The organism is Streptomyces sp. NPDC046261 (genome assembly GCF_040646235.1).
Classification (GTDB): domain Bacteria; phylum Actinomycetota; class Actinomycetes; order Streptomycetales; family Streptomycetaceae; genus Streptomyces.
The window spans coordinates 788,432-809,033 of sequence record NZ_JBEYZU010000001.1 but is presented as its reverse complement, the minus strand read 5'-3'; the positions used below and the strand labels follow the sequence as shown (position 1 = coordinate 809,033).

19 protein-coding genes are annotated in these 20,602 nt (G+C 72.5%); 3 read left to right on the top strand and 16 right to left on the bottom strand.

The genetic code is table 11. The annotated features are described in order from the left end of the window. Positions 1 to 111 precede the first annotated feature (111 nt). The 4 genes from ABZ956_RS03735 to ABZ956_RS03720 form a co-directional block, all read right to left on the bottom strand. The gene (locus ABZ956_RS03735) at positions 112 to 1,530 is read right to left on the bottom strand and encodes a sugar porter family MFS transporter (protein WP_361886315.1); all 1,419 of its coding nucleotides are present in this window, start codon (positions 1,528 to 1,530) and stop codon (positions 112 to 114) included. A 203-nt stretch (positions 1,531 to 1,733) separates the two neighbouring features. Then, positions 1,734 to 5,297 (bottom strand): chromosome segregation protein SMC, encoded by a 3,564-nt coding sequence (gene smc, locus ABZ956_RS03730; protein ID WP_361886312.1) that lies wholly within the window; start codon positions 5,295 to 5,297, stop codon positions 1,734 to 1,736. A gap of 189 nt (positions 5,298 to 5,486) precedes the next feature. Further along, a complete protein-coding gene (locus ABZ956_RS03725) occupies positions 5,487 to 5,693 on the bottom strand; it encodes a hypothetical protein (RefSeq protein WP_361886309.1) in 207 nt (68 codons plus the stop codon). A 403-nt stretch (positions 5,694 to 6,096) separates the two neighbouring features. Further along, positions 6,097 to 6,378, bottom strand: coding sequence for an acylphosphatase (locus ABZ956_RS03720; RefSeq protein ID WP_361886307.1), 282 nt, complete (start codon positions 6,376 to 6,378; stop codon positions 6,097 to 6,099). A gap of 228 nt (positions 6,379 to 6,606) precedes the next feature. On the opposite strand from ABZ956_RS03720, the gene ABZ956_RS03715 reads away from it, so the two are divergent. Continuing rightward, on the top strand, positions 6,607 to 7,689 hold the full coding sequence (locus tag ABZ956_RS03715) for a CAP domain-containing protein (RefSeq protein WP_361886304.1): 1,083 nt from the start codon (positions 6,607 to 6,609) through the stop codon (positions 7,687 to 7,689). Positions 7,690 to 7,758: 69 nt separating this feature from the next. On the opposite strand, the gene ABZ956_RS03710 is transcribed toward ABZ956_RS03715, so the two are convergent. Then, entirely contained in the window at positions 7,759 to 8,343 is a 585-nt protein-coding gene (locus ABZ956_RS03710; protein WP_361886301.1) for a flavodoxin family protein, read from the bottom strand. A gap of 110 nt (positions 8,344 to 8,453) precedes the next feature. Here ABZ956_RS03710 and ABZ956_RS03705 point away from each other — a divergent pair, with 110 nt between their 5' ends. Next, positions 8,454 to 8,870 (top strand): helix-turn-helix domain-containing protein, encoded by a 417-nt coding sequence (locus tag ABZ956_RS03705; RefSeq protein WP_361886298.1) that lies wholly within the window; start codon positions 8,454 to 8,456, stop codon positions 8,868 to 8,870. A gap of 12 nt (positions 8,871 to 8,882) precedes the next feature. Here the strand turns inward: ABZ956_RS03705 and mutM are convergent, their stop codons facing one another. From mutM to ABZ956_RS03660, 9 genes are all read right to left on the bottom strand, one after another. After that, on the bottom strand, positions 8,883 to 9,773 hold the full coding sequence (gene mutM / locus ABZ956_RS03700) for a bifunctional DNA-formamidopyrimidine glycosylase/DNA-(apurinic or apyrimidinic site) lyase (RefSeq protein ID WP_361886296.1): 891 nt from the start codon (positions 9,771 to 9,773) through the stop codon (positions 8,883 to 8,885). An 81-nt stretch (positions 9,774 to 9,854) separates the two neighbouring features. Continuing rightward, entirely contained in the window at positions 9,855 to 10,691 is an 837-nt protein-coding gene (gene rnc / locus ABZ956_RS03695) for a ribonuclease III (protein ID WP_361886293.1), read from the bottom strand. Positions 10,692 to 10,710: 19 nt separating this feature from the next. Continuing rightward, the gene (gene rpmF, locus ABZ956_RS03690) at positions 10,711 to 10,884 is read right to left on the bottom strand and encodes a 50S ribosomal protein L32 (RefSeq protein WP_360915403.1); all 174 of its coding nucleotides are present in this window, start codon (positions 10,882 to 10,884) and stop codon (positions 10,711 to 10,713) included. Positions 10,885 to 10,886: 2 nt separating this feature from the next. Continuing rightward, positions 10,887 to 11,483 (bottom strand): YceD family protein, encoded by a 597-nt coding sequence (locus ABZ956_RS03685; RefSeq protein ID WP_361886290.1) that lies wholly within the window; start codon positions 11,481 to 11,483, stop codon positions 10,887 to 10,889. 201 nt (positions 11,484 to 11,684) lie between these two features. Beyond that, entirely contained in the window at positions 11,685 to 12,812 is a 1,128-nt protein-coding gene (locus ABZ956_RS03680; protein ID WP_361886287.1) for a cell division initiation protein, read from the bottom strand. A gap of 113 nt (positions 12,813 to 12,925) precedes the next feature. Next, positions 12,926 to 13,435, bottom strand: coding sequence for a pantetheine-phosphate adenylyltransferase (gene coaD, locus ABZ956_RS03675; protein ID WP_361886284.1), 510 nt, complete (start codon positions 13,433 to 13,435; stop codon positions 12,926 to 12,928). Then, positions 13,432 to 14,031, bottom strand: a complete 600-nt coding sequence (rsmD, locus tag ABZ956_RS03670) for a 16S rRNA (guanine(966)-N(2))-methyltransferase RsmD (RefSeq protein WP_361886281.1) — start codon at positions 14,029 to 14,031, stop codon at positions 13,432 to 13,434. The genes coaD and rsmD overlap by 4 nt, the downstream gene beginning before the upstream one ends. 120 nt (positions 14,032 to 14,151) lie before the next feature. Next, positions 14,152 to 16,332 carry an ATP-dependent DNA helicase RecG gene (gene recG / locus ABZ956_RS03665; protein WP_361886278.1) on the bottom strand — a complete coding sequence of 727 codons (2,181 nt, stop codon included), beginning with the start codon at positions 16,330 to 16,332 and terminating at the stop codon, positions 14,152 to 14,154. Positions 16,333 to 16,474: 142 nt separating this feature from the next. Further along, a complete protein-coding gene (locus ABZ956_RS03660) occupies positions 16,475 to 18,160 on the bottom strand; it encodes a DAK2 domain-containing protein (RefSeq protein ID WP_361886275.1) in 1,686 nt (561 codons plus the stop codon). Positions 18,161 to 18,406: 246 nt separating this feature from the next. Between ABZ956_RS03660 and rpmB the strand changes: the two genes are divergently transcribed. Further along, positions 18,407 to 18,592 carry a 50S ribosomal protein L28 gene (gene rpmB, locus ABZ956_RS03655; RefSeq protein WP_003957616.1) on the top strand — a complete coding sequence of 62 codons (186 nt, stop codon included), beginning with the start codon at positions 18,407 to 18,409 and terminating at the stop codon, positions 18,590 to 18,592. 123 nt (positions 18,593 to 18,715) lie between these two features. Here rpmB and thiD read toward each other — a convergent pair whose 3' ends face one another. Together thiD and ABZ956_RS03645 are read right to left on the bottom strand one after the other, a co-directional pair. Then, the gene (gene thiD, locus ABZ956_RS03650) at positions 18,716 to 19,552 is read right to left on the bottom strand and encodes a bifunctional hydroxymethylpyrimidine kinase/phosphomethylpyrimidine kinase (protein ID WP_361886272.1); all 837 of its coding nucleotides are present in this window, start codon (positions 19,550 to 19,552) and stop codon (positions 18,716 to 18,718) included. Positions 19,553 to 19,562: 10 nt separating this feature from the next. Further along, positions 19,563 to 20,534 carry a thiamine-phosphate kinase gene (locus tag ABZ956_RS03645; protein WP_361886269.1) on the bottom strand — a complete coding sequence of 324 codons (972 nt, stop codon included), beginning with the start codon at positions 20,532 to 20,534 and terminating at the stop codon, positions 19,563 to 19,565. Positions 20,535 to 20,602: the final 68 nt, after the last annotated feature.

Genomic DNA, 20,602 nt, shown 5'->3' with positions numbered 1-20,602 from the left:
AACGCCGCCCACCGGGCCGCGCGCCGCAGCCGTGCCGCGCACAAAGAAAGGGCGCTGCCCCCGGCCGGAGCCGGGGGCAGCGCCCTTTCGAGGAGAGGGGCGGCGGGGGGGTTAGCCCATCTCCTCCAGCGCCTTGCCCTTGGTCTCCTTCACGAACTTGAGCACGAAGGGAATCGAGAGCACGGCGAAGACCGTGTAAATGACGTACGCACCCGAGAGGTTCCAGTCCGCCAGGCTCGGGAAGCTGGCCGTGATGGCCCAGTTCGCGACCCACTGGGCGGCCGCGGCGACACCGAGCGCCGCGGCGCGGATGCGGTTGGGGAACATCTCGCCCAGGAAGACCCAGACCACGACGCCCCAGGAGAGGGCGAAGAAGAGGACGAAGGCGTGGGCCGCGATCAGGGCCACGGTGCCCTGGGTGGTCGGCAGGGTGCCGTCCACCGTCTTGGAGGCGAAGGCCCAGGCCTCGAGGGCCAGGGAGAGGGCCATGCCCACGGAGCCGACGAGCGCGAGCGGCTTGCGGCCGATGCGGTCCACCAGGACCATCGCGATCACGGTACCGACGATGTTGATGATCGAGGTGGTGAAGCTGTAGAAGAACGAGCTCTCCGGGTTCACACCCACCGACTGCCACAGCGTCGAGGAGTAGTAGAACGCGACGTTGATGCCGACGAACTGCTGGAAGACGGAGAGGCCGATGCCGACCCAGACGATCGGCAGGAGGCCGAAGCGGCCGCCGAGCAGGTCCTTGAAGGTGGACTTCTGCTCGCTCTTCATGGCGAGCTCGATCTCCTCGACGCGCTTGTCGAGGTCGACGGTGTGACCCTCGACGTCGGCCAGGACCTTCTTGGCCTTGTCGGTCTTGCCGACCGAGATCAGGAAGCGGGGCGACTCGGGGATCGCGAAGGACAGCAGGCCGTAGAGGACGGCCGGGATCACCATGACACCGAGCATGACCTGCCAGGCCTCGATGCCCATGAGCTCACCGCGCTGGTCGCCGTCGGCGATGTTGAGGATGCCCCAGTTGACCAGCTGCGAGACGGCGATGCCGATGACGATCGCGGCCTGCTGGAACGCGCCGAGACGGCCGCGGTAGGCGGGCGGGGAGACCTCGGCGATGTAGGCCGGGCCGATGACCGAGGCCATGCCGATCGCTATGCCGCCGAGGACGCGCCAGAAGGCGAGGTCCCACAGGGCGAAGGGGAGGGCCGAGCCGACGGCGCTGATGGTGAACAGCGTCGCGGAGATCTGCATGACGCGGATGCGGCCGATGCGGTCCGCGAGGCGGCCCGCGGTGGCGGCACCGATGGCGCAGCCGATCAGCGCGATGGCGATGACCTGGGCCAGGGCGGCGGAACCGATGTCGTACTTCCCGCGGATGCCCTCGACGGCGCCGTTGATCACGGAGCTGTCGTAGCCGAAGAGGAAGCCACCCATGGCCGCGGCCGCGGTGATGAAGATGACATGGCCGAGGTGGTCGGGCTGGGCCTTGCGGCCCTCCGTCCCCGGCGCCGTCGCAGTGCTGGTCAACGTGTACTCCTGGGGCCCGGCCACGTTGCCGGGGTGAGGGGGTGGCCATTCCAGTGGGGCACAAGATCAAAGCGCCCACCACTTGAAGGCGTAAGCAACGTGGGAGACCCTACGTCTTCATTTTTCGAAGTCAATAGAACGTGACGAAGATGTTTGTCCCAGCTTTTGACCAGGTTGAGTTCAACACTTGAAGTGATCTTGGTTTAACCGAGGCGCTGACTGATCACCTTCGACACTCCGTCGCCCTGCATCGACACTCCGTAAAGGGCGTCGGCGACCTCCATCGTCCTCTTCTGGTGAGTGATCACGATGAGCTGGGAGCTCTCCTGGAGCTCCCGCATGATCCCGATCAGCCGCTGGAGGTTGGTGTCGTCCAGCGCCGCCTCGACCTCGTCCATGACGTAGAACGGGCTCGGGCGGGCCTTGAAGATCGCCACGAGCAGGGCCACCGCGGTCAGGGAGCGTTCCCCGCCGGAGAGCAGGGACAGGCGCTTGACCTTCTTGCCCGGCGGGCGGGCCTCCACGTCCACGCCGGTGGCCAGCATGTCGTCCGGGTCGGTGAGGACCAGGCGGCCCTCGCCGCCGGGGAAGAGGCGGGAGAAGACGCCCTCGAACTCACGGGCCGTGTCGTGGTACGCCGCGGTGAAGACCTCCTCCACCCGCTTGTCGACGTCCTTCACCACCTGCAGCAGGTCCGCCCGGGTCTTCTTCAGGTCTTCGAGCTGCTCCGAGAGGAACTTGTGGCGCTCCTCCAGCGCCGCGAACTCCTCCAGGGCGAGCGGGTTGACCTTGCCCAGCTGCTGGTAGGCGCGCTCGGCCTGCCGCAGGCGCTTCTCCTGCTCGGCGCGGTCGTAGGGGACGGGCCGGTTGCGGGGGTGGTCCGGGTCCTCGGGCAGTTCCTCGCCCTCCGCCGGGGGCGAGGGGGGTACGGGCTGGTCGGGGCCGTATTCGACGATCAGGGCCGTGGGCTCGACGCCCAGCTCCTCGAGCGCCCTGGCCTCCAGCTGTTCGATCCGCAGCCGCTTCTCCGCGCCCAGCACCTCGCCGCGGTGCACGGAGTCCGTCAGCTTGTCGAGCTCGCTCTTGAGCTCGCGCGCCCGGTTCCGCTCGGCGACGAGTTCGTTCTCCCGCTCGCCCTTGGCCGCCTCCGCCGCCTGCCGTTCCTCGTCGGCCCGTACGAGCGAGACCTCGACGTGGGCCAGCAGCTGCCGGGCACCGGCGGCGACAGCCGATGCGACCTCGGCCTCGTGACGCAACCGGGTGCGGCGCCGCTCGGCGCGTTCGCGCGCCTCGCGCTCGGCGCGGGCCGCCCGGTCCAGCGCGTCCGCCCGGCCGGCGAGGGCCTTCACACGCTCCTCGTGCGTACGGACCTGGAGCCGGGCCTCCATCTCGGTCTGCCGCGCGTTGGCCCCGTCGGCGGCGAGGCGGTCGCGTACGGACGTATCGGGCTCGTCCGCGCCGTCCTCGGCGTCGAGGCTCCGCTCCTGGGCCGCCGCCAGGCGCTCGGCGAGCTCCTCGGCCTCCTCGGTGGCGCGGGCCAGAGCCTCCCGGGCGCGCTCGGCGGCCGCGGCCGTCCGCTCGGCCTCGCCGGCGGCCGCCCGGGCCGCGCCGGCGAGCCGGCCGAGGGCCTGGGCGGCCTGCGACCTGTCCCGGTCGGCGGCGCTGCGCCGGGCCGCCAGCTCCTCGACGAGCGCGGCGCAGCGGGCGCGGCGCTCCTCGGCCTCGCGCCGGGCGGCGTTCAACGCGGCGCACCGCGCGTCGAGCGCCGTCAGCTCGGCCGCCGCCTCGTCGACGGCCGCCGTCACCTCCAGCAGGCTGGGCGCCCCGCTGGAGCCGCCCTGGGCGAAGTGCGCGCCGAGCAGGTCGCCTTCGGCGGTGACGGCCGTCAGCGCGGGGTACGAGGTGACGAGGTCCTCGGCGTCCTCGAGGGTGTCGACGACCACGATGCCGCGCAGCAGCCGGCGCACGGCGGGCCGCAGTTCGAGGGGGGCCCGCACGAGTTCGGCGGCGGTGCGGTGCGGGCCGGGCGGCTCCGGTGTCTCCTCGGGCGCCCCGGTGAGCAGCAGGACCGCGCGGCCGGCGTCCTCCTTCTTCAGCAGGCGCAGCGCCTCGGCGGCGGCGGAGGGGCCCGTGACGGCGAGCGCGTCGGCCGCGGCGCCGAGCGCGGCGGCGACGGGAAGCTCGTAACCCGGTGTGACGGACAGGAGTTCCGCGGCCGGGCCGAGGAGTCCGCCCAATCGTTCCTTCGCGGACAGGAGAGCACCCGTGCCGTCCTTGCGGCGCAGGCCGAGGGCCAGGGCGTCGTGACGGGCGGTGATCGCCGCCCGGCGGCGCTCGGCTTCGGTCGCCTCCTCCCGGGCGGCGTCGAGGGCGGCCGTGGCGTCGGCGAGGGCGGCCTTGGCGCTCTCGTGACGTCCGGTCAGCTCGGCGTCGTCCGCGTCGGCGCCGTCGGCCTCGGCCTGCCGGCGTTCGTACTCCTCCTGGGCGGCCGCGGCCCGTTCGGCGGCCTCGTCGCGGGCGGCCGCGAGCCGGCCGATCTCGGCCTCGGCCGAGGCGGCCCGGCCGCGGGCCGCGGTGACCTGGCCGTGCAGCCGGGCGAGCTGTTCGCGGCGGTCGGCGATGGCGCGGGCGGCGTCCCGCAGGCGGCGCTCCTCCTCGGCGAGGCGGCGCTCGAGGTCGGCGCGGTGCTCGGCGGTGTCCTCCAGGGCCCGGCTCGCGGCCTCCAGGGCGGCTTCGAGTTCCGCTTCCTGTTCGCGGACGCGGGCGGCCTCGCGCTCGAGGTCCTCGGGGTCGCGGCCGCGCCGCTCCTCGTCGGGGGTGGTGGTCGCGCTGACGACGCGGGCGTCCGCGAGGCTGACCGTGCCGCGCACCCGCTCGGCCAGGCGGGAGAGTTCGTACCAGGTCTGCTGGGCCCGGGCCAGGCGCGGGGTCAGCTCGCGGACCTGCTCCTCCAGTGCCGCCTCGCGCTGGGCGGCGGCGCGCAGCTCGGCCTCGGCGGCCTCCTTGCGGCTCTTGAGCGCGGCTTCGTCGGCGATCTCGGTGCGCAGGGCCTCGCGCAGGGCGACCAGGTCGTCGGCGAGCAGGCGCAGCCGGGCGTCGCGCAGGTCGGCCTGGATGACGGCGGCCCGGCGGGCCACGGCGGCCTGTCGGCCGAGCGGCTTGAGCTGGCGCCGCAGCTCGTCGGTGAGGTCCTGGACGCGGGCGAGGTTGGCGCGCATCGCGTCGAGCTTCCGCAGCGCCTTCTCCTTGCGCTTGCGGTGCTTGAGGACGCCGGCGGCCTCCTCGATGAAGGCGCGGCGGCCCATGGGGTCGGCGTGCAGGACGGAGTCGAGCTGGCCCTGGCCGACGATGACGTGCATCTCGCGGCCGATGCCGGAGTCGGAGAGCAGTTCCTGGATGTCCAGGAGCCGGCAGGTGTCCCCGTTGATCTGGTATTCGCTGCCGCCGTTGCGGAACATGATCCGCGTGATGGTGACTTCGGCGTAGTCGATGGGGAGCGCGCCGTCGGAGTTGTCGATGGTCAGGGAGACCTCGGCGCGGCCCAGCGGGGGGCGGCCGGTCGTCCCGGCGAAGATGACGTCCTCCATCTTGCCGCCGCGCAGCGACTTGGCGCCCTGCTCGCCCATGACCCAGGAAAGGGCGTCGACGACATTGGACTTTCCGGAGCCGTTGGGGCCCACGACGCAGGTGATGCCGGGTTCGAAGCGCAGGGTGGTGGCGGAGGCGAAGGATTTGAACCCGCGCAGGGTCAGGCTCTTGAGGTGCACGCGGTAGGACTCTACCGTTCATCTCGGTTTCACCCGGGAACGTGCCGGGCACATCATCCGTAGGAGGCGACGGGGGAAATCTGGCGATTCTCCGGAAACGACGAAGGGACGCCGAAGCGTCCCTTGCAACTGCAACTCTCAAGCGGCTGACAGTGCAGCCCGACCGGGCCCCCGGGGCAGGGCACGCGATCAGGCGAGCGCAGGCTCCGCCTTGGATACGTCGATGCTGTCGAGCAGCGAGTCACCGTGGTGAGCGGCGGCAGCCAGCGCGTCATTCTCGGCCTGCATCCGAATGAGCTCGGATTCGAGGTCCTGGACACGCTGCTGGAGCCGTCGCATCTCGGAGAGGACTCGGGGGTCGGAGCCGCCGACGTAACCGAGAAGCGCCTTTGCCATGATGGATGGTCCTCCACACTGAGTGACCGACCGTAGCGGTGTGGGTCGTGAGGGATTCGCACCCGCGGTGTCTGCCATCACTACTGCGGTGTTTCAATGCCAAACAGCTAAGGTGCGCGGGGCTTCCAGAGTCTCACCAAATGGTTTGACGGTCAACACGATCACACCCCGTATCCGCGGGCGTCCCGGGGTGCGCGCTGGGTAATCCGCGCCGCATTCCGCTTCCGGGGCCCGAGGGGCGTAGAGATCATCCGTTGAGAGGCAGCCTTGCACGATGCGGCCGAGTTGGCAACCATCAGGCGATTTCCCATGAACGCATAGGCCAATGGCATATGCGTTCCCAGGTCACCCCCCGCCACCGGCCTTCGGAATCGAGCCGGAATCCGATTTCCCGGTCATGCGGTCAGCGGATCTCGAAGCCGTCATATCCACCCCTGGGTGTGTCCCAGATCTCGGTGACACCGTCCACGCGGCCGGGCGTGTCGCCCTCGCGGAGCCAGTCGAGCAATTGTTCGCAGCCCTGGCGGGGCCCCTCGGCGACGACCTGGACCCGGCCGTCGGCGAGGTTGGAGGCGAAGCCGATCAGCTCCCCGATGCGCAATGCGTTGGCCCGGGTGAACCAACGGAAGCCGACACCTTGCACTTGACCACGGACCCACGCAGTGAGGCGGACATCTTCGTTCATGTCTGCACGTTAACCGGCCAATTACATAAGCAGCACTTCGACCCGGCACGCCGTGCCGTACAGTCGCGCCCAAATAAGGCTCCCCCGTACGAGTGACGCACTTTCACGCCGAACACGTAAGGAAGGCAGCGGATGGGTCGCCATCGACGCTCTGCCCGCGCGACCGCTGATGAAGCGGTGGCGAATGCCCGGAAAGCCCGGGCACCCCTCACGAGCGAGTCGGCCGAAGTGTTCGAGCTCGAGGATCCGGCCGAAGCAGTAACCCAGCCCATCCCCGTCGTCCGCTCCGGCCCCACCGGTGTCGGACGGCACAGGAGCCCGCACCGCGCCAAGCGGAGCAGAGCGGGCGCGGCGGGGAAGGCCGGCAAGACCGGTAAGGCCGGTAAGACGGCCACGGCGACGAAGGGCGCCAAGTCGGTGCCGCCCGGCCGGCGCACGGGCCTGCTCGGCGCGTCCGCCGCCGTGGCCATGGGCGCGGTCGCGGTGGTCTCCGGCCTGCTGCCCGCCGGGGTCTTCTCGGCCGGCGGCGGCGCCGGGCACTCCCCCGGCGCCGGCACGAGTGGACAGGTGCGGGCCGACGGCCCGCCCGAGGCTTCCGAGCAGCGCTCGCGCCCGGCCGCCGCCCCGGCGGACCAGCGCGAGCAGCCCGAGCAGCGGGCCCGGGCGGTGCGCGCGGGCGGCGTGGACCAGGCCGGCCTGCGCGAGTCCGTACCGGCGAGCCGGGGGGCCGAGCGCCCGCCGTCCGCCCCGTCCTCGGCGCCGCCGTCGGCGGACCCCACTCCGACGGACGACGGGTTCACCGCCGCCGGCCCACGGCACGGCGCCCCCGTTTCGCGGCCGGCCCGCACGGCGGCGAAGCCGCACTCCGCGGCGGCGGCCGCGGTCGCCGCCGACGACGGCACGGCGCATGTGCGCGGCACGCTGGCCGATCCCCGGTCGACAGCGGCGCACTTGGTGCTGTCCCTGGTCAACGCCGAGCGGGCGAAGGCGGGCTGCCGTCCGCTGCGGGCGAGCGGCAAGCTCAATCGCCTCGCCCAGTCCTTCAGCGACGACATGGCCCGGCGGGGGTTCTTCGACCACACCGACCCGGAGGGCCGGACGCCGTGGGACCGGGCCGCCAAACGCGGCGTCAAGAACCTGGGCGGGGAGAACATCGCACGCGGCCACCCGGACGCGCACACGGTGATGGACGCCTGGATGCGCAGCAGCGGCCATCGGGCGAACATCCTCAACTGCGACTACAGGAGCATCGGCGTCGGAGTGCACCACGGCGGGAACGGGCCTTACTGGACACAGGACTTCGGCTACTGAACGCCGCCGCCCCGGCCGGACGGGATCGATGCCGTCCGGCCGGGGCGGGGTGGTGACAGGCGGGGTGCGTCAGAGGGCGGCGCGGCCCGCCACGTAGACGCGCGCCTGCTCGGCGATGCGGCGGCCGAGGACCTCGGCCGTGGCTATGTCGGCCTTGTGCACGCCCTCCGGGCTCGCGTCGTTGTCGGTCTGGGCGGCGGAGCCGAGGAAGAAGCCGAGGCGGTTGATGTCGTCCTCGGAGGCCGTGGAGCTGTTCCAGCCGGGGAGGCCGCCCATCCCGATCCAGTGCATGCCGTGCTGGGCGGCGAAGACCGTGAAGTACTGCAGGGTGTTCAGCTTGTCGCCGCTCTTGGAGGAGGAGTTGGTGAAGCCTGCCGCGATCTTGTCCTGCCAGGCGCGGGTGGCCCAGCGCTGTGCCGTCGCCTCGGCGAAGGCATGGAAGGCGGCGGAGGCGGTGCCCATGTAGGTGGGCGAGCCGAAGATGATCGCGTCGGAGGCGTCGAGCTGCTCCCACTGGGCGTCGGTGATCTCGGCGACGTTGATCAGGCTGACGGTCGCGCCGGCCTCGGCGGCGCCGGTCCGGACGGCCTCGGCGAGGACGGCGGTGTGGCCGTAGCCCGAGTGGTAGGCGATGGAGACGACAGGCGTGGTCACGGCGGGATGCTCCTCGAGTGATGGGCGGGGCGTGCGATGACTAAAGGAGAGCACTAACTTTTGGAAAGCGCAACCCTGCGGACAGCGCTGTGCGGGAGTATGGTGTTGCTATGACCAGGACCGACGGCATCACCGACGGAGCGGGCGACAGCGGGGCCGAGGCGCAGCTGCCCTTCGACGTCTTCGCGCGCGCCTGCCCGTCGCGCGAGACCCTCGGGCATGTCACCGGACGCTGGGGCAGCCTGACGCTCGGCGCGCTGCGCGAGGACACGCTGCGCTTCAACGAGCTGCGCCGCCGCGTCGACGGCGTCAGCGAGAAGATGCTCTCCCAGACGCTGCACGCCCTGGAGCGCGACGGACTCGTGCACCGCGAGGCCCAGCCGACCAATCCCCCGCGCGTGGACTACCGGCTGACGCCGCTGGGGCAGGAGATCAGCGGGCGGTTGATGGAGCTGATCGAACTCTTGGAGGTCCGGATGCCGGACATCCTCGCCGCCCAGGAGCGCTACGACGCCGGGGACCGCTGACCGCGGCCCGGCTCAGGCGGCGACGCGCGGCGGGCGCTGGCAGCGCGGGCAGAAGTAGCTGGAGCGGTTCATCCAGGCGCGGCGGCGGATGGCGGTGCCGCAGCGGCGGCAGGGCTCGTCCTGGCGCCCATAGGCGTCCAGCGAGCGGTCGAAGTAGCCCGACTCGCCGTTCACATTGACGTAGAGGGCGTCGAAGCTGGTACCGCCGGCGGCGAGGGCCTCGTTCAAGACCTCGCGGATGTGGGTGAGCAGCTCGGCCGTGCGCGGCCGGGTCAGGCCCGCCGTCGGCCGGTCGTAGTGCAGCCGGGTGCGCCACAGCGCCTCGTCGGCGTAGATGTTTCCCACGCCGCTGATCAGCGACTGGTCGAGCAGCGCCCGCTTGATCGTCGTACGGCGCCGGCGCAGCGCGGCATGGAAGGCGTCGTCGTCGAAGGCGGGGTCGAGGGGGTCGCGGGCGATGTGCGCGATGACGTCGGGCAGGCCCTCGCTGTCCCCGGGCACCGCGTCGTGCAGGGAGAGCCCACCGAAGGTGCGCTGATCGACGAAGCGGAGCTCGGTGGCCTGGGCGTCGGCGAAGCGGACGCGGATGCGCAGGTGCTTCTCGTCGGGCGAGCCCTGGGGCTGGACGAGCAGCTGACCGCTCATGCCGAGGTGGGCGAGGACGGCGCGGGCCGGCGGTCCGGCCGCGCCCGTGGGCGGCTCGACGGGCAGCCAGAGGTACTTGCCGCGCCGCCGGGCGAGGCCGAGGCGGTGCCCGGTCAGTTGTGCGGCGAAGTCGTCCGGGCCCGCGAGGTGGCGGCGCACGGCCCGGGGGTGCAGGACCTCCACCGCGGCGACCGTGCGCCCGCAGACCCAGCGCTCCAGGCCACTGCGGACGACCTCGACCTCGGGCAGCTCGGGCACGGCGTTCCTTCCGGGGTAAAGACGGGAAGAGAAAATGGGCCGGCCCGCGGTGCGCGTACGCACCGCGGGCCGGCTCCGGGTTCAGCTCGCCGTACCCGGCACGCTGTCGGAGGGCTTGTCGTCCTCCGGCACCACACCGGATTCGGCGGCGGCCTTCTCGGCCGCCACGCGGGCTTCCGCCGCGCTGTTGATGGCGCGCCAGGCGGACTCCGCCGCCTGCTGCTCCGCTTCCTTCTTGCTGCGGCCGGTGCCGGTGCCGTACGCGACACCACCGACGCGGGCAGCAGCCGTGAAGGTCTTCTCGTGGTCGGGACCGGTCTCGGAGACCAGGTACTCCGGAACGCCGAGCCCCTCGGTGGCGGTCAGCTCCTGAAGGCTGGTCTTCCAGTCCAGGCCGGCGCCGAGGTTCGAGGACTTCTCGATCAGCGGATCGAAAAGCCGGTGCACCAGCTCGGCCGCGGCCTCCAGGCCCTGGTCGAGATAGACCGCACCGATGACCGCTTCCAGGGTGTCCGCGAGGATCGACGCCTTGTCCCGGCCGCCCGTGCCCTCTTCGCCCCGGCCCAGCCGGATGAAGGAGCCGAGGTCCAGGCCGCGGCCGACCTCCGCCAGCGCCCGCGAGTTGACCACCGCGGCCCGCAGCTTGGCCAGCTGGCCCTCGGGCAGGTCGGGGTGGATGCGGTACAGGGTGTCCGTGACCACCAGACCCAGGACGGAGTCCCCGAGGAACTCCAGCCGCTCGTTGGTGGGAAGACCGCCGTTCTCGTACGCGTAGGACCGGTGCGTCAGCGCACGCACCAGAAGGGCGGTCTCGAGTGTGTACCCGAGCCGCCCTTCCAGAAGCGTGTGAGACGAGGCCGTGTCCGCCGGCGCCGATCCATTCCCGCGGCTGCGGGACGGCGTAGTGGCATCTGACATGAAGCCTGTCACCCGCCGATCAGACCGCGATGACCTGGCGCTTGTTGTAGGTGCCGCAGCTCGGGCACGCGATGTGCTGCAGCTTCGGCTCGTGGCAGCTAGCGCATGCCACCAGGGTGGGGACCGCAGCCTTCCACTGCGACCGGCGGTGGCGCGTGTTGCTGCGCGACATCTTCCGCTTCGGAACAGCCACGGCTACTTCTCCTGTGAGTCATCCCCGTTGGCACGGGGTGCGTTTTCCTTCTCGCCGTCCTGGTCGGAACCGGCGAGTCCCTGCAGTGCCGCCCAACGGATGTCGACGGCGTCGTGGTGGTGGTCCGGGTCGTCCGCCAGCCGTGCCCCGCACTCGGAGCACAGGCCAGGGCAGTCTTCCTGGCACACCGGCTGCAGCGGCAGTGAGAGCACCACCGCGTCCCGCAGCACGGGTTCGAGGTCGAACATGTCGTCCTCGAGGAAGAGCATGTCCTCCTCGTCGTCCTCGGCGTCGTCGTCCGCGGCCGCGAGGCGGCCCCGGGCGTCGGCGTCGGGGTAGGAGAACATCTCCTGGAAGTCCGCTTCGAGCTCTCGCTCCAGCGGCTCCAGACACCTTACGCACTCCCCGGTGAGCGGCGCACGGGCGGTGCCTGTGACGAGCACCCCTTCCATGACCGACTCCAGCCGGAGGTCCAGCTCCACCGCGGCGCCCTCGGCCACACCGATGACCTCGATGCCGAGGTCCTGGGGGGCGGGGATCGAGCGGGAGACCCGCTTCAGCGCGCCGGGTCGCCGGCCCAGCTCGCGTGTGTCGAACACGAGAGGGTTACGGGGATCAAGGCGGGCGTTCAGGGCTTCCTGCTTTCTACGCTGCGGTGACGACGACCCCCGGGCTCTGACGCACGGAGGGCAGCCTGGATCGCGGACGTACACGCGACCGAAGAGCCAGGATACTGGACGGCCCGCCCTGGACCCAATCCGCACCCCGGTGACCGGCGGTGGGGCGGTGGCGGGAGGGGCTCAGCGCCCCTGCTCGTACCGCCTGAGCTGATCGAGGTCGATCATCGAGGTGTCGAAGAGGCTGGTCTCGTCGAGTGCCCCGCCCTGCGGCTGCTGCCCCTGATGTCCCTGCTGGGCGTGCTGGGGCTGCTGCGTCGGGGAGTACTGCTGCGACTCGCCGTAGCCCCCCGGGGCGCCGTAGCCGTGCCCGCCGTCCTGGGGCTGCCAGGCGTACGGATCGGGCTGCGGGTAGCCGCCCTGGACGGCGTACGGGTCGGCCTGGGGCGGGTAGGGGGCGGCCTGCTGCGGGGGGTAGCCGTAGGGGTCCTGTTGCGCGGCGTAGGCCGGGGCGGGGGCGGCGTAGTCGTCCCAGGCGGGCTGCTGGGGCCGGCGGTGTTCCTGGGGCGCGGAGAAGGGCTGTGGCGCCTCCTGCGGCGCGGCCAGCTCGGCCAGGTATTCGGTGTCGCTCGTGGGGCGGCCGGCGCCGAGGCCGTCCTGGGCGGCCATGTGGGCCCCCAGCTCGTCGGCGGGCCGGGCCCCGAGCAGCTTCTCGCGGCCCCGCCCGACGGCCTCCAGCGTCTTGGCCAGCACCGCCGAGACCGCGCCCAGCTTGGCGTCGACGTACTCGTCGGCGCGGTGGCGCTGGGCCGTGGGGTCGGCGCTGCGCTCCGGGGCGTCCCCGTCGTCCCCCGCGGCGTCCGCGCCGGGCAGGCCGAGCAGCTTCTCGCGGCCCCGGTCGACGGAGCCGATGGTCTTGGTGAGGACGACCTCGAAGTTGGCGAGCTTGCTGTCGACGTAGTCGTCGGCCTCCGCGCGGATCCGCGCCGCCTCCCGGCGGGCCTCGGCGAGGATGCGGTCGGCCTCCTCCTGGGACTGGCGGGCGACCTCGGTGTCGGAGATCAGGGTGCCGCGCTGGGCGCGGGCCGACTCCAGGATGCGCTCGGCCTCCTCGCGGGCGTCCGCCACGAGCTGCTCCCGGCCGCCGATGACCTCCCGCGCCTGGGCGAGCGAGCCGGGCAGGGCGCCGCGCACCTCCTCGAGCAGGGCGAGCAGCTCGGCCCGGTTCAGGACGCAGGAGGCCGACATGGGCAGGGCACGGGCACCGGCGACGGTCGTGACGATCTCGTCGAGCTTCTTCTGGACGTCCACCTTGACGGTCGCCGCCTTCTTGGAATCCGGGGGGCCTTCCGGCCGACGTAACGAACGAGACGACTGTACGGCCGCCGGAGGCGCCCCGCAGCTACTGACGACGCGTCAGATGCTTACGGCTGTCCCAGCCGCTCCTTGAGCGCCTCCAGCACCAGCGGCGGCACCAGGTGGGAGACGTCGCCACCCCAGGTCGCGACCTCCTTGACGAGGCTGGAGGAGAGGAAGCTGTAGGTGGGGTTGGTGGGGATGAACAGGGTCTCGACGCCCGAGAGCCCGTTGTTCATCTGGGCCATCTGCAGCTCGTAGTCGAAGTCGCTGACCGCCCGCAGGCCCTTGACGATGGCGGGGATGTCACGCTGCTTGCAGAAGTCGACGAGAAGGCCGTGGAAGGACTCGACCCGCACGTTGCCGTACTCGGCGGTGACCTGCCGCAGCAGCTCTATCCGCTCGTCGACGGTGAACAGGCCCTGCTTCGACTTGTTGATCATCACGGCCACGTGCACGACGTCGTACAGCTTGGACGCGCGGGCGATGATGTCGAGGTGTCCATTGGTGACGGGGTCGAACGACCCCGGACAGACGGCGCGGCGCAACGGTGGTTCCTCGCTCTCCGGTCCATTCATGACGTGCCTGACGGGGTGTCGGCAGTGCACGCCGAGGCGGCGCGACCGTACCAAAGCGTCCCCTCGCCGTAACGACGGGCCCTCAGTGCGTCGAAGCCGTCCGGCCAGTCGAAGGCCCCGCCCCTGGTGCTGCGCTCCACGGTGACCAGCGCGTCGTCCGAGAGCCAGCCCCCGGTGCGCAGTGTGATCAGGATCTCGCGGAGAGCGTCGTCGCTCACGACGTAGGGCGGGTCGAGGAAGACCACGTCGTACGGGCCGGCCGGCGGCGGGCCGGCGATGGCCGCCTCGGCCTTGCCGCTGCGCACCTCGGCGCCCGGCAGGCCGATCGCCCGGACGTTCTCCCGGATGACCCGCACCGCACGGGCGTCCGCCTCGACCAGCAGGACGTGCGCGGCGCCGCGCGAGAGGGCCTCCAGCCCGACCGCGCCCGAGCCGCCGTAGAGGTCCAGCACGCGGGTGCCGTCCAGGGTGCCGAGGAGGGACTCCCAGGTGGAGAACAGGCCCTCACGCGCCCGGTCGGAGGTCGGACGGGTGCCGGTGCCGGGCGGCACGGCCAGGCGGCGTCCGCCGGCGGCGCCGGCGATCACGCGGGTCATGGGGTCTTGGGTCCTTCGCGGTGGGGTGGCGCGGTGTCGGGTGGTGTCGGGCGGCGGTGGCCGCCGCCCCTTCAGCGTATGGCGTCGGCGCCGCGGCGGCCGCGCGGGTGCGGCCGGGACTCATCCCTTGTCGAGGAATTCCTCCCGCTCCTTGTCCAGCAGCGCGTCCAACGCGGTGCGCAGGGCGGGCAGTCCGGCCAGCTCCGGGTCGGCCGCCACGATCGCCGTGGCCTCCTCGCGGGCGGCCGTGATGACCTCCTCGTCGTCGATGACGGTGAGCATCCGCAGGCTGGAGCGGACGCCGGACTGCGCCTGGCCGAGCACGTCGCCCTCGCGGCGCTGCTCCAGGTCGATGCGGGACAGCTCGAAGCCGTCCAGCGTCCTGGCCACCGCGTCCAGCCGGGCCCGCGCCGGGCTGGCCTCGAACGCCTCGGTGACCAGCAGGCACAGCCCCGGCGCCGAGCCGCGGCCGACCCGGCCGCGCAGCTGGTGCAGCTGGGAGACGCCGAACCGGTCCGCGTCCATGATCACCATGACCGTGGAGTTGGGCACGTTCACGCCCACCTCGATGACGGTCGTGGCGACCAGGACGTCGATCCCGCCGGCCGCGAAGCGGCGCATGACGTCGTCCTTCGCGTCGGGCTGCATCCGCCCGTGCAGCACCTCCACGCGCAGGCCCGCCAGCGGCCCGGCGCCGAGCTGCTCGGCGATCTCCAGGACGGCCAGCGGCGGACGCCGCTCGGCGTCCTCCCCGGCCTGCTTCTTCTTCGGCTCCTCCTCGTCGCCGATGCGCGGGCACACCACGTACGCCTGGTGGCCGCCCTCGATCTCCTCGCGCACCCGCTCCCAGGTACGGGCGAGGAAGTGCGGCTTGTCCCTGGCGGGCACCACGTGGGTGGCGATCGGCGAGCGGCCGGCCGGGAGCTGGTCCAGCACGGACGTCTCCAGGTCGCCGAAGACGGTCATGGCGACCGTGCGCGGGATGGGCGTCGCGGTCATCACCAGCAGGTGCGGGGGTTGCTTGCCCTTGGAGCGCAGCGCGTCGCGCTGCTCCACGCCGAAGCGGTGCTGCTCGTCCACCACGACCAGGGCCAGGTCATGGAACTGCACCTTGTCCTCGATGAGGGCGTGCGTGCCGACAACGATGCCGGCCTCGCCCGTGACGAGGTCGAGCAGCGCCTGCCGGCGGGCGGCGGTGCCCATGGAGCCGGTGAGCAGGACGACCTTGGTGCCCTGTTCGGCGCCGCCGAGCATGCCGCCCTCGGCGAGCTCGCCCATCATCTCGGTGATGGAGCGGTGGTGCTGCTGGGCGAGGACTTCGGTGGGGGCGAGCATGGCGGCCTGGCCGCCGGCGTCGACGACGCCGAGCATGGCGCGCAGGGCGACCAGGGTCTTGCCCGAGCCGACCTCGCCCTGCAGCAGGCGGTGCATGGGGTGCTCGGTGGCCAGGTCGTCGAAGATCTCGGCGGAGACCTTGCGCTGGCCGTCGGTGAGCGTGAAGGGCAGCTTGGCGTCGAAGGCGTCGAGCAGGCCGCCCGCCAGGGGCTTGCGGGGCACGGCCGGCAGCTGGGAGTCGGCGTGGCGGCGGCGGGCGAGGGCCACCTGCAGGACGAACGCCTCGTCCCACTTCAGCCGGGACCGGGCGTCCTCGATCTCGGCCTTGGTGCGCGGGCGGTGCACCTTGCGCAGGGCCTCCGGCAGCGGGAGCAGGCCGCGGCCCGTGCGCAGCGCCTCCGGCAGCGGGTCCACGACGCTCTGCCAGCCGGTGGCCTCCATGGAGGCCAGCACCACGTCGACGGCGTTGGAGACCTTCCAGGACTCCATCTGCGAGCAGGCCGGGTAGAGCGGGATGAGCTGGTTGGCCCACGCCTCGACGGCGTCCGCGCCGCTGTCCTTGCCGAGCATCTCGTAGGCGGGGTGGGACAGCTGGCGGATGTTGCGGAAGGTGCCGACCTTGCCCGCGAACATGCCGCGGCGGCCCGGGACAAGCTCCTTTTGGTGGTGGTAGATCGACCGGCCGAAGAAGACCAGTTGCAGCCGTCCGCTGCCGTCGGTGAGCGTGACCTCCAGGCGCTGCCCCTTGCCGTTGTTGAACTTCAGCACGCGGGCGTCGCTGACCTGCGCGACGACCGTGACGTGCTCGTCCAGCGGCAGGTCGGCGAGCCGGGTCAGCTCGCCGCGCTCCGCGTAGCGGCGCGGGTAGTGGTGCAGCAGGTCGCCGACCGTGTGCAGGTCGAGGTGCTCGGCCATCACCTTCGCGGTGTTGCCGCCGAGAGTCTTCTTCAGGGATTCATCCAGCACTTTGCCTCCAGGCCCGGCGGCACGGGTTTCCGGCTGGGGGTCTGGGGGTCATCCCCCAGGGGACTGCAGTTTCGAGCGCGGGCACGCGTTCCATTGCACACCACGCCTGTGACAACCGGGCCCATTCGGTGCCCGTCGGCGCCTATTCGATGCCGATGAGCAGCCGCGGGGACTGCTGCTCGCCCCGGTAGACGACGGTGTCCACGGCGAGGTGGCCGTCGCGGACGTGCCGCTGCAGGCGCTCGGCGACGGCGTCGGGGACGTCGGCGCCCAGGACGAGGGTGACCATCTCGCCGCCGGCCGCGAGCATCCGGTCCAGCACGGTCTCGGCGGTCCGGGCGAGCTCGGCGCCGATGACGGCCACGTCGCCGTCGATCAGGCCGAGTGCGTCGCCGGCCTGGCAGACGCCCGCCATGGTCCAGGACTGGCGCTCGGCGACGACCAGCTCCGCATAGCGGGTGGCGCCGGCGGCGGCGGTCATGGCGACGACGTCCTCGTCAAAGCGCCGGCCGGACTCGTGGACGGCCAGCGCCGCGATGCCCTGGACCGGGGAGCGGGTGGGGATCAGGGCGACGCGTACGCCCTCGCCGCGCGCCTGTTCGGCGGCCGCGGCGGCGGTGTGCCGCAGGTCGGCGTCGTTGGGCAGCAGGACGACCTCGCGGGCGTGGGCGCGCCGGACCGCCTGGAGCAGTTCCCCGGCGGCGGGGGGCTCCCCCGGCCGTACGGCCACCACGGTCGCCCCGGCCTGCTCGCACAGGGCGGCCAGGCCGGTGCCGGGCACGACCGCGACGACGGCCCGCTGGGCGGGCTCGCGGACGCGGGTGCGTTCCTGGTCGGCGGCGGCGAAGTGGGTGATGCGGATGCGGTACGGGCGTCCGGCCTCGACGCCGGCCTCGACGGCGGCACCGGCGTCGTCGACATGGACGTGGACGTTCCACAGCCCGTCACCGCCGACGACGACCAGGGACTCGCCCAGCGCGTCGAGCCGGGTGCGCAGGCGGGCCACGGCGGTGTCGTCCGCCTCCAGCAGGTAGATCACCTCGAAGGCGGGTTCGCCGCCCCGCGCGCCGGTGCCGAAATCGGCCGGGCAGCCTTCCCTCTGCCAGGGGTGGGGGGTGGCGGCCGGCCGGGCGGCAGCGGCCGCGACGGGCCCCGTCCCGGCGCCGGCCAGGGCGCTCGCCAGGGCGCCCAGGACCTCGACGAGGCCCTTGCCGCCGGCGTCGACCACTCCGGCCCGGCCGAGGACCTCCAGCTGGCCGGGGGTGGCTTCCAGGGCCGTACGGGCCCCTTCGTACGCGGCCCGGGCGACGGCCGCGCCGCCGCCGGCGGTGGTGGCGGCGGCCTCGGCGGCGGCCGCGGCGACGGTCAGGACGGTGCCCTCCACGGGCCGGGCGACGCCCTCGTAAGCGGATTCCACCGCGCGCCGCAGGGCTCGCCGCAGCAACGCCGCGTCGTCGGGGCCGCCGGGGCCGCCGGGTCGGTGATCCTTGTCACCGGCCGTCACCAGGACCTCCGCCATGCCGCGCAGCAGCTGGGCGAGGATGGTGCCGGAGTTCCCGCGCGCGCCTATGAGCGCGCCGTGGGCCATGGCTCTGATGGCCTCGGCCAGGTCCGGGCGGGAGGCGGGGCCGGTGGTGGCGTGGCCCTCGAAGGCGGCGTCGACCGCGCGGGCGGCGGACTCGACGGTCAGGTAGAGGTTGGTGCCGGTGTCGCCGTCCGCGACGGGATAGACGTTGATCGCGTCGATCTCCTCGCGGTTGCGGCCGAGCGCGTCGAGCGCCAGGGCGCACCAGGTGCGTACCGCGTCGGCGTCCAGCGTGGGCGGCACCTGTGTCCTCCTCGGACTCTGGGGGCGGGGGCAGTGCTGGAGCAGAGTAGTCCGGCCGGGGTGCCGGAGGGGCGGCCCGGGCGGGGTCCGGGGCGGTCATGGTAGTTTCGTTGTCCAGGAGCGGTCGTTGTATGCTGCTCCGGTTGCCTGATGAGAATCAGGCCATACCCCCTGGCAAGCCAGTCACCACCGACATCGGTACGCCGGGATTTCCCGTAAGTGCATCTGAAGTCTTTGGAGTGACCCGTGGCTGCCAACTGCGACGTCTGCGGCAAGGGGCCGGGCTTCGGCAACAACATTTCGCACTCGCACCGCCGTACGTCCCGTCGCTGGAACCCGAACATCCAGCGTGTGCGTGCCGTGGTCGGTCGGACGCCGAAGCGCCTCAATGTCTGCACCTCGTGCATCAAGGCCGGCAAGGTCTCGCGCTAACTAGCTAGTAGCGCGGCAGCCTCGCCGACCTTTGAAGCCGGTCCCCTTCGGGGGGCCGGCTTTTTGTTTTCCCCTACCCGCCCCTTCCCGAAACCGGGGCTCCGCCCCGGACCCCCTTTGTCCTCAAGCGCCGGACGGGCTGGATTTTCCAGCCCGTCCGGCGATTGAGGACCGGGGAAGCTTCCACCCGTGGTCCACCGGGCCTATGCCCCGGCCCAGCGCGAAGCCGGCCGCTATGGCGCCGGTGACGTAGACCTTGGCCTGCTCCACCGCCTCCGGAACGTCCCGCCCCTTCGCCAGCTCCGCCGCGATCGCGCTCGCCAGCGTGCACCCCGTGCCGTGCGTGTGCCGGTTGTCGTGGCGTGGCGCCCGTAGCCAGTGTTCCTCGGTGCCGTCCGTCAGCAGGTCGACCGCGTCGCCGGCGAGGTGGCCGCCCTTGATGAGCGCCCACCGGGGGCCGTGGGCCAGTACGGCGTCCGCCGCGCGGCGCAGGTCGGCCTCGCCGGTCACGCGTACGCCCGTGAGCCAGGCGACCTCGTCCAGGTTGGGGGTGGCGACGGTGGCGGCCGGCAGCAGCTTCGTGCGGACCGCGTCGAGCGCGGAGGCGGCCAGCAGGGCGTCACCGTGCTTGGAGATGCCCACCGGGTCGACGACCACGGGGGCGTCCACCTCCGCCAAGAGCTCCGCGACCGTCTCCACCAGCTCCGCCGAGGCGAGCATGCCGGTCTTGACGGCCTGGACGCCGATGTCGTCGGCGACGCTGCGGAACTGGGCCCGTACGGCCTCGGCGGGCAGCGGCCACGCGCCCTGGACGCCCAGGGAGTTCTGGGCGGTGACGGCGGTGACCACGCTCATGCCGTGCGTGCCGAGGGCCAGCATCGTCTTGAGGTCGGCCTGGATGCCCGCACCGCCGCCGGAGTCGGATCCGGCGACGGTCAGTACGCGGGGAGGTATCGGCATGGCGCCGAATCTACTCCCCCGGTTCCATCTCCCCGAAGTGGTCCCAGCCGCCCGCCTTGTCCCAGGGGGCGCCGTCCACGGTGACCTGGGGCAGCGCGGAGGGGTTGACGACCTCGCCGATGACCTTCCAGCGGGCCGGCAGCTTCACGTCGGGCGGGAAGGTCGCCACGATGGCGTGGTCCTCGCCGCCGGTCAGCACCCACTGCAGCGGGTCGACGCCCACGGCCTGTCCGATGTCGAGCATCTGGGTCGGCACGTCGATGGCCGCCGTGCGCAGGTCGATGCGGACCTTGCTGGCCTCGGCGATGTGCCCGAGGTCGGCGATGAGGCCGTCGCTGACGTCCGTCATGGCGGTGGCGCCGAGCGCGGCGGCCGCGGGGCCGGCGTGGTACGGCGGTTCCGGCCGCCGGTGGGCCTCGACGAAGGCGCGCGGCGAGCGGAAGCCGCGGGAGAGCACGGCGAGCCCGGCCGCGGACCAGCCCAGCCAGCCCGTGACCGCGACGACATCGCCGGCCCGGGCGCCGGAGCGGGTGACCGGTTCGTGGTTGCGCAGGTCGCCCAGCGCCGTGATGGCGACGGTGATCGTCTCACCGCGCACCACGTCCCCGCCGACCACCGCCGCGCCCGCGACCTGGCACTCGTCGCGGATCCCGTCCATGAGCTCGGTCGGCCAGGTGGCGGGGAGCTCGGCGGGGACGACCAGGCCCAGCAGGACCGCCGTGGGCACCGCGCCCATGGCGGCGATGTCGGCGAGGTTCTGCGCGGTGGCCTTGCGGCCGACGTCGTAGGCGGTGGACCAGTCGCGGCGGAAGTGGCGTCCTTCCAGGAGGACGTCCGTACTGGCCACGACCCGGCGGTCGGGCGCCGCTACCACCGCGGCGTCGTCACCCGGCCCGAGCCGGACCGCCGGGGTGGTGGTGAGCCGGGAGGTCAGCTCTCTGATGAGCCCGAACTCCCCCAACTCGCCCACGGTGCCTTTCACTGAGCTCCTCCTCGGAGTGTCGGTTGCCCTGTTCGTGACGTGTCCCGCGCCGCGCAGGCCGCGCGGGT

Bases quoted from the DNA above. Each gene is read 5' to 3' on its own strand.
- rnc (WP_361886293.1), bottom strand. From the start codon at position 10,691: ATGTCAGATGCCACTACGCCGTCCCGCAGCCGCGGGAATGGATCGGCG.
- rsmD (WP_361886281.1), bottom strand. From the start codon at position 14,031: ATGACCCGCGTGATCGCCGGCGCCGCCGGCGGACGCCGCCTGGCCGTG.
- ABZ956_RS03705 (WP_361886298.1), top strand. From the start codon at position 8,454: ATGACCAGGACCGACGGCATCACCGACGGAGCGGGCGACAGCGGGGCC.
- ABZ956_RS03725 (WP_361886309.1), bottom strand. From the start codon at position 5,693: ATGGCAAAGGCGCTTCTCGGTTACGTCGGCGGCTCCGACCCCCGAGTC.
- ABZ956_RS03720 (WP_361886307.1), bottom strand. From the start codon at position 6,378: ATGAACGAAGATGTCCGCCTCACTGCGTGGGTCCGTGGTCAAGTGCAA.
- coaD (WP_361886284.1), bottom strand. From the start codon at position 13,435: ATGAATGGACCGGAGAGCGAGGAACCACCGTTGCGCCGCGCCGTCTGT.
- thiD (WP_361886272.1), bottom strand. From the start codon at position 19,552: ATGCCGATACCTCCCCGCGTACTGACCGTCGCCGGATCCGACTCCGGC.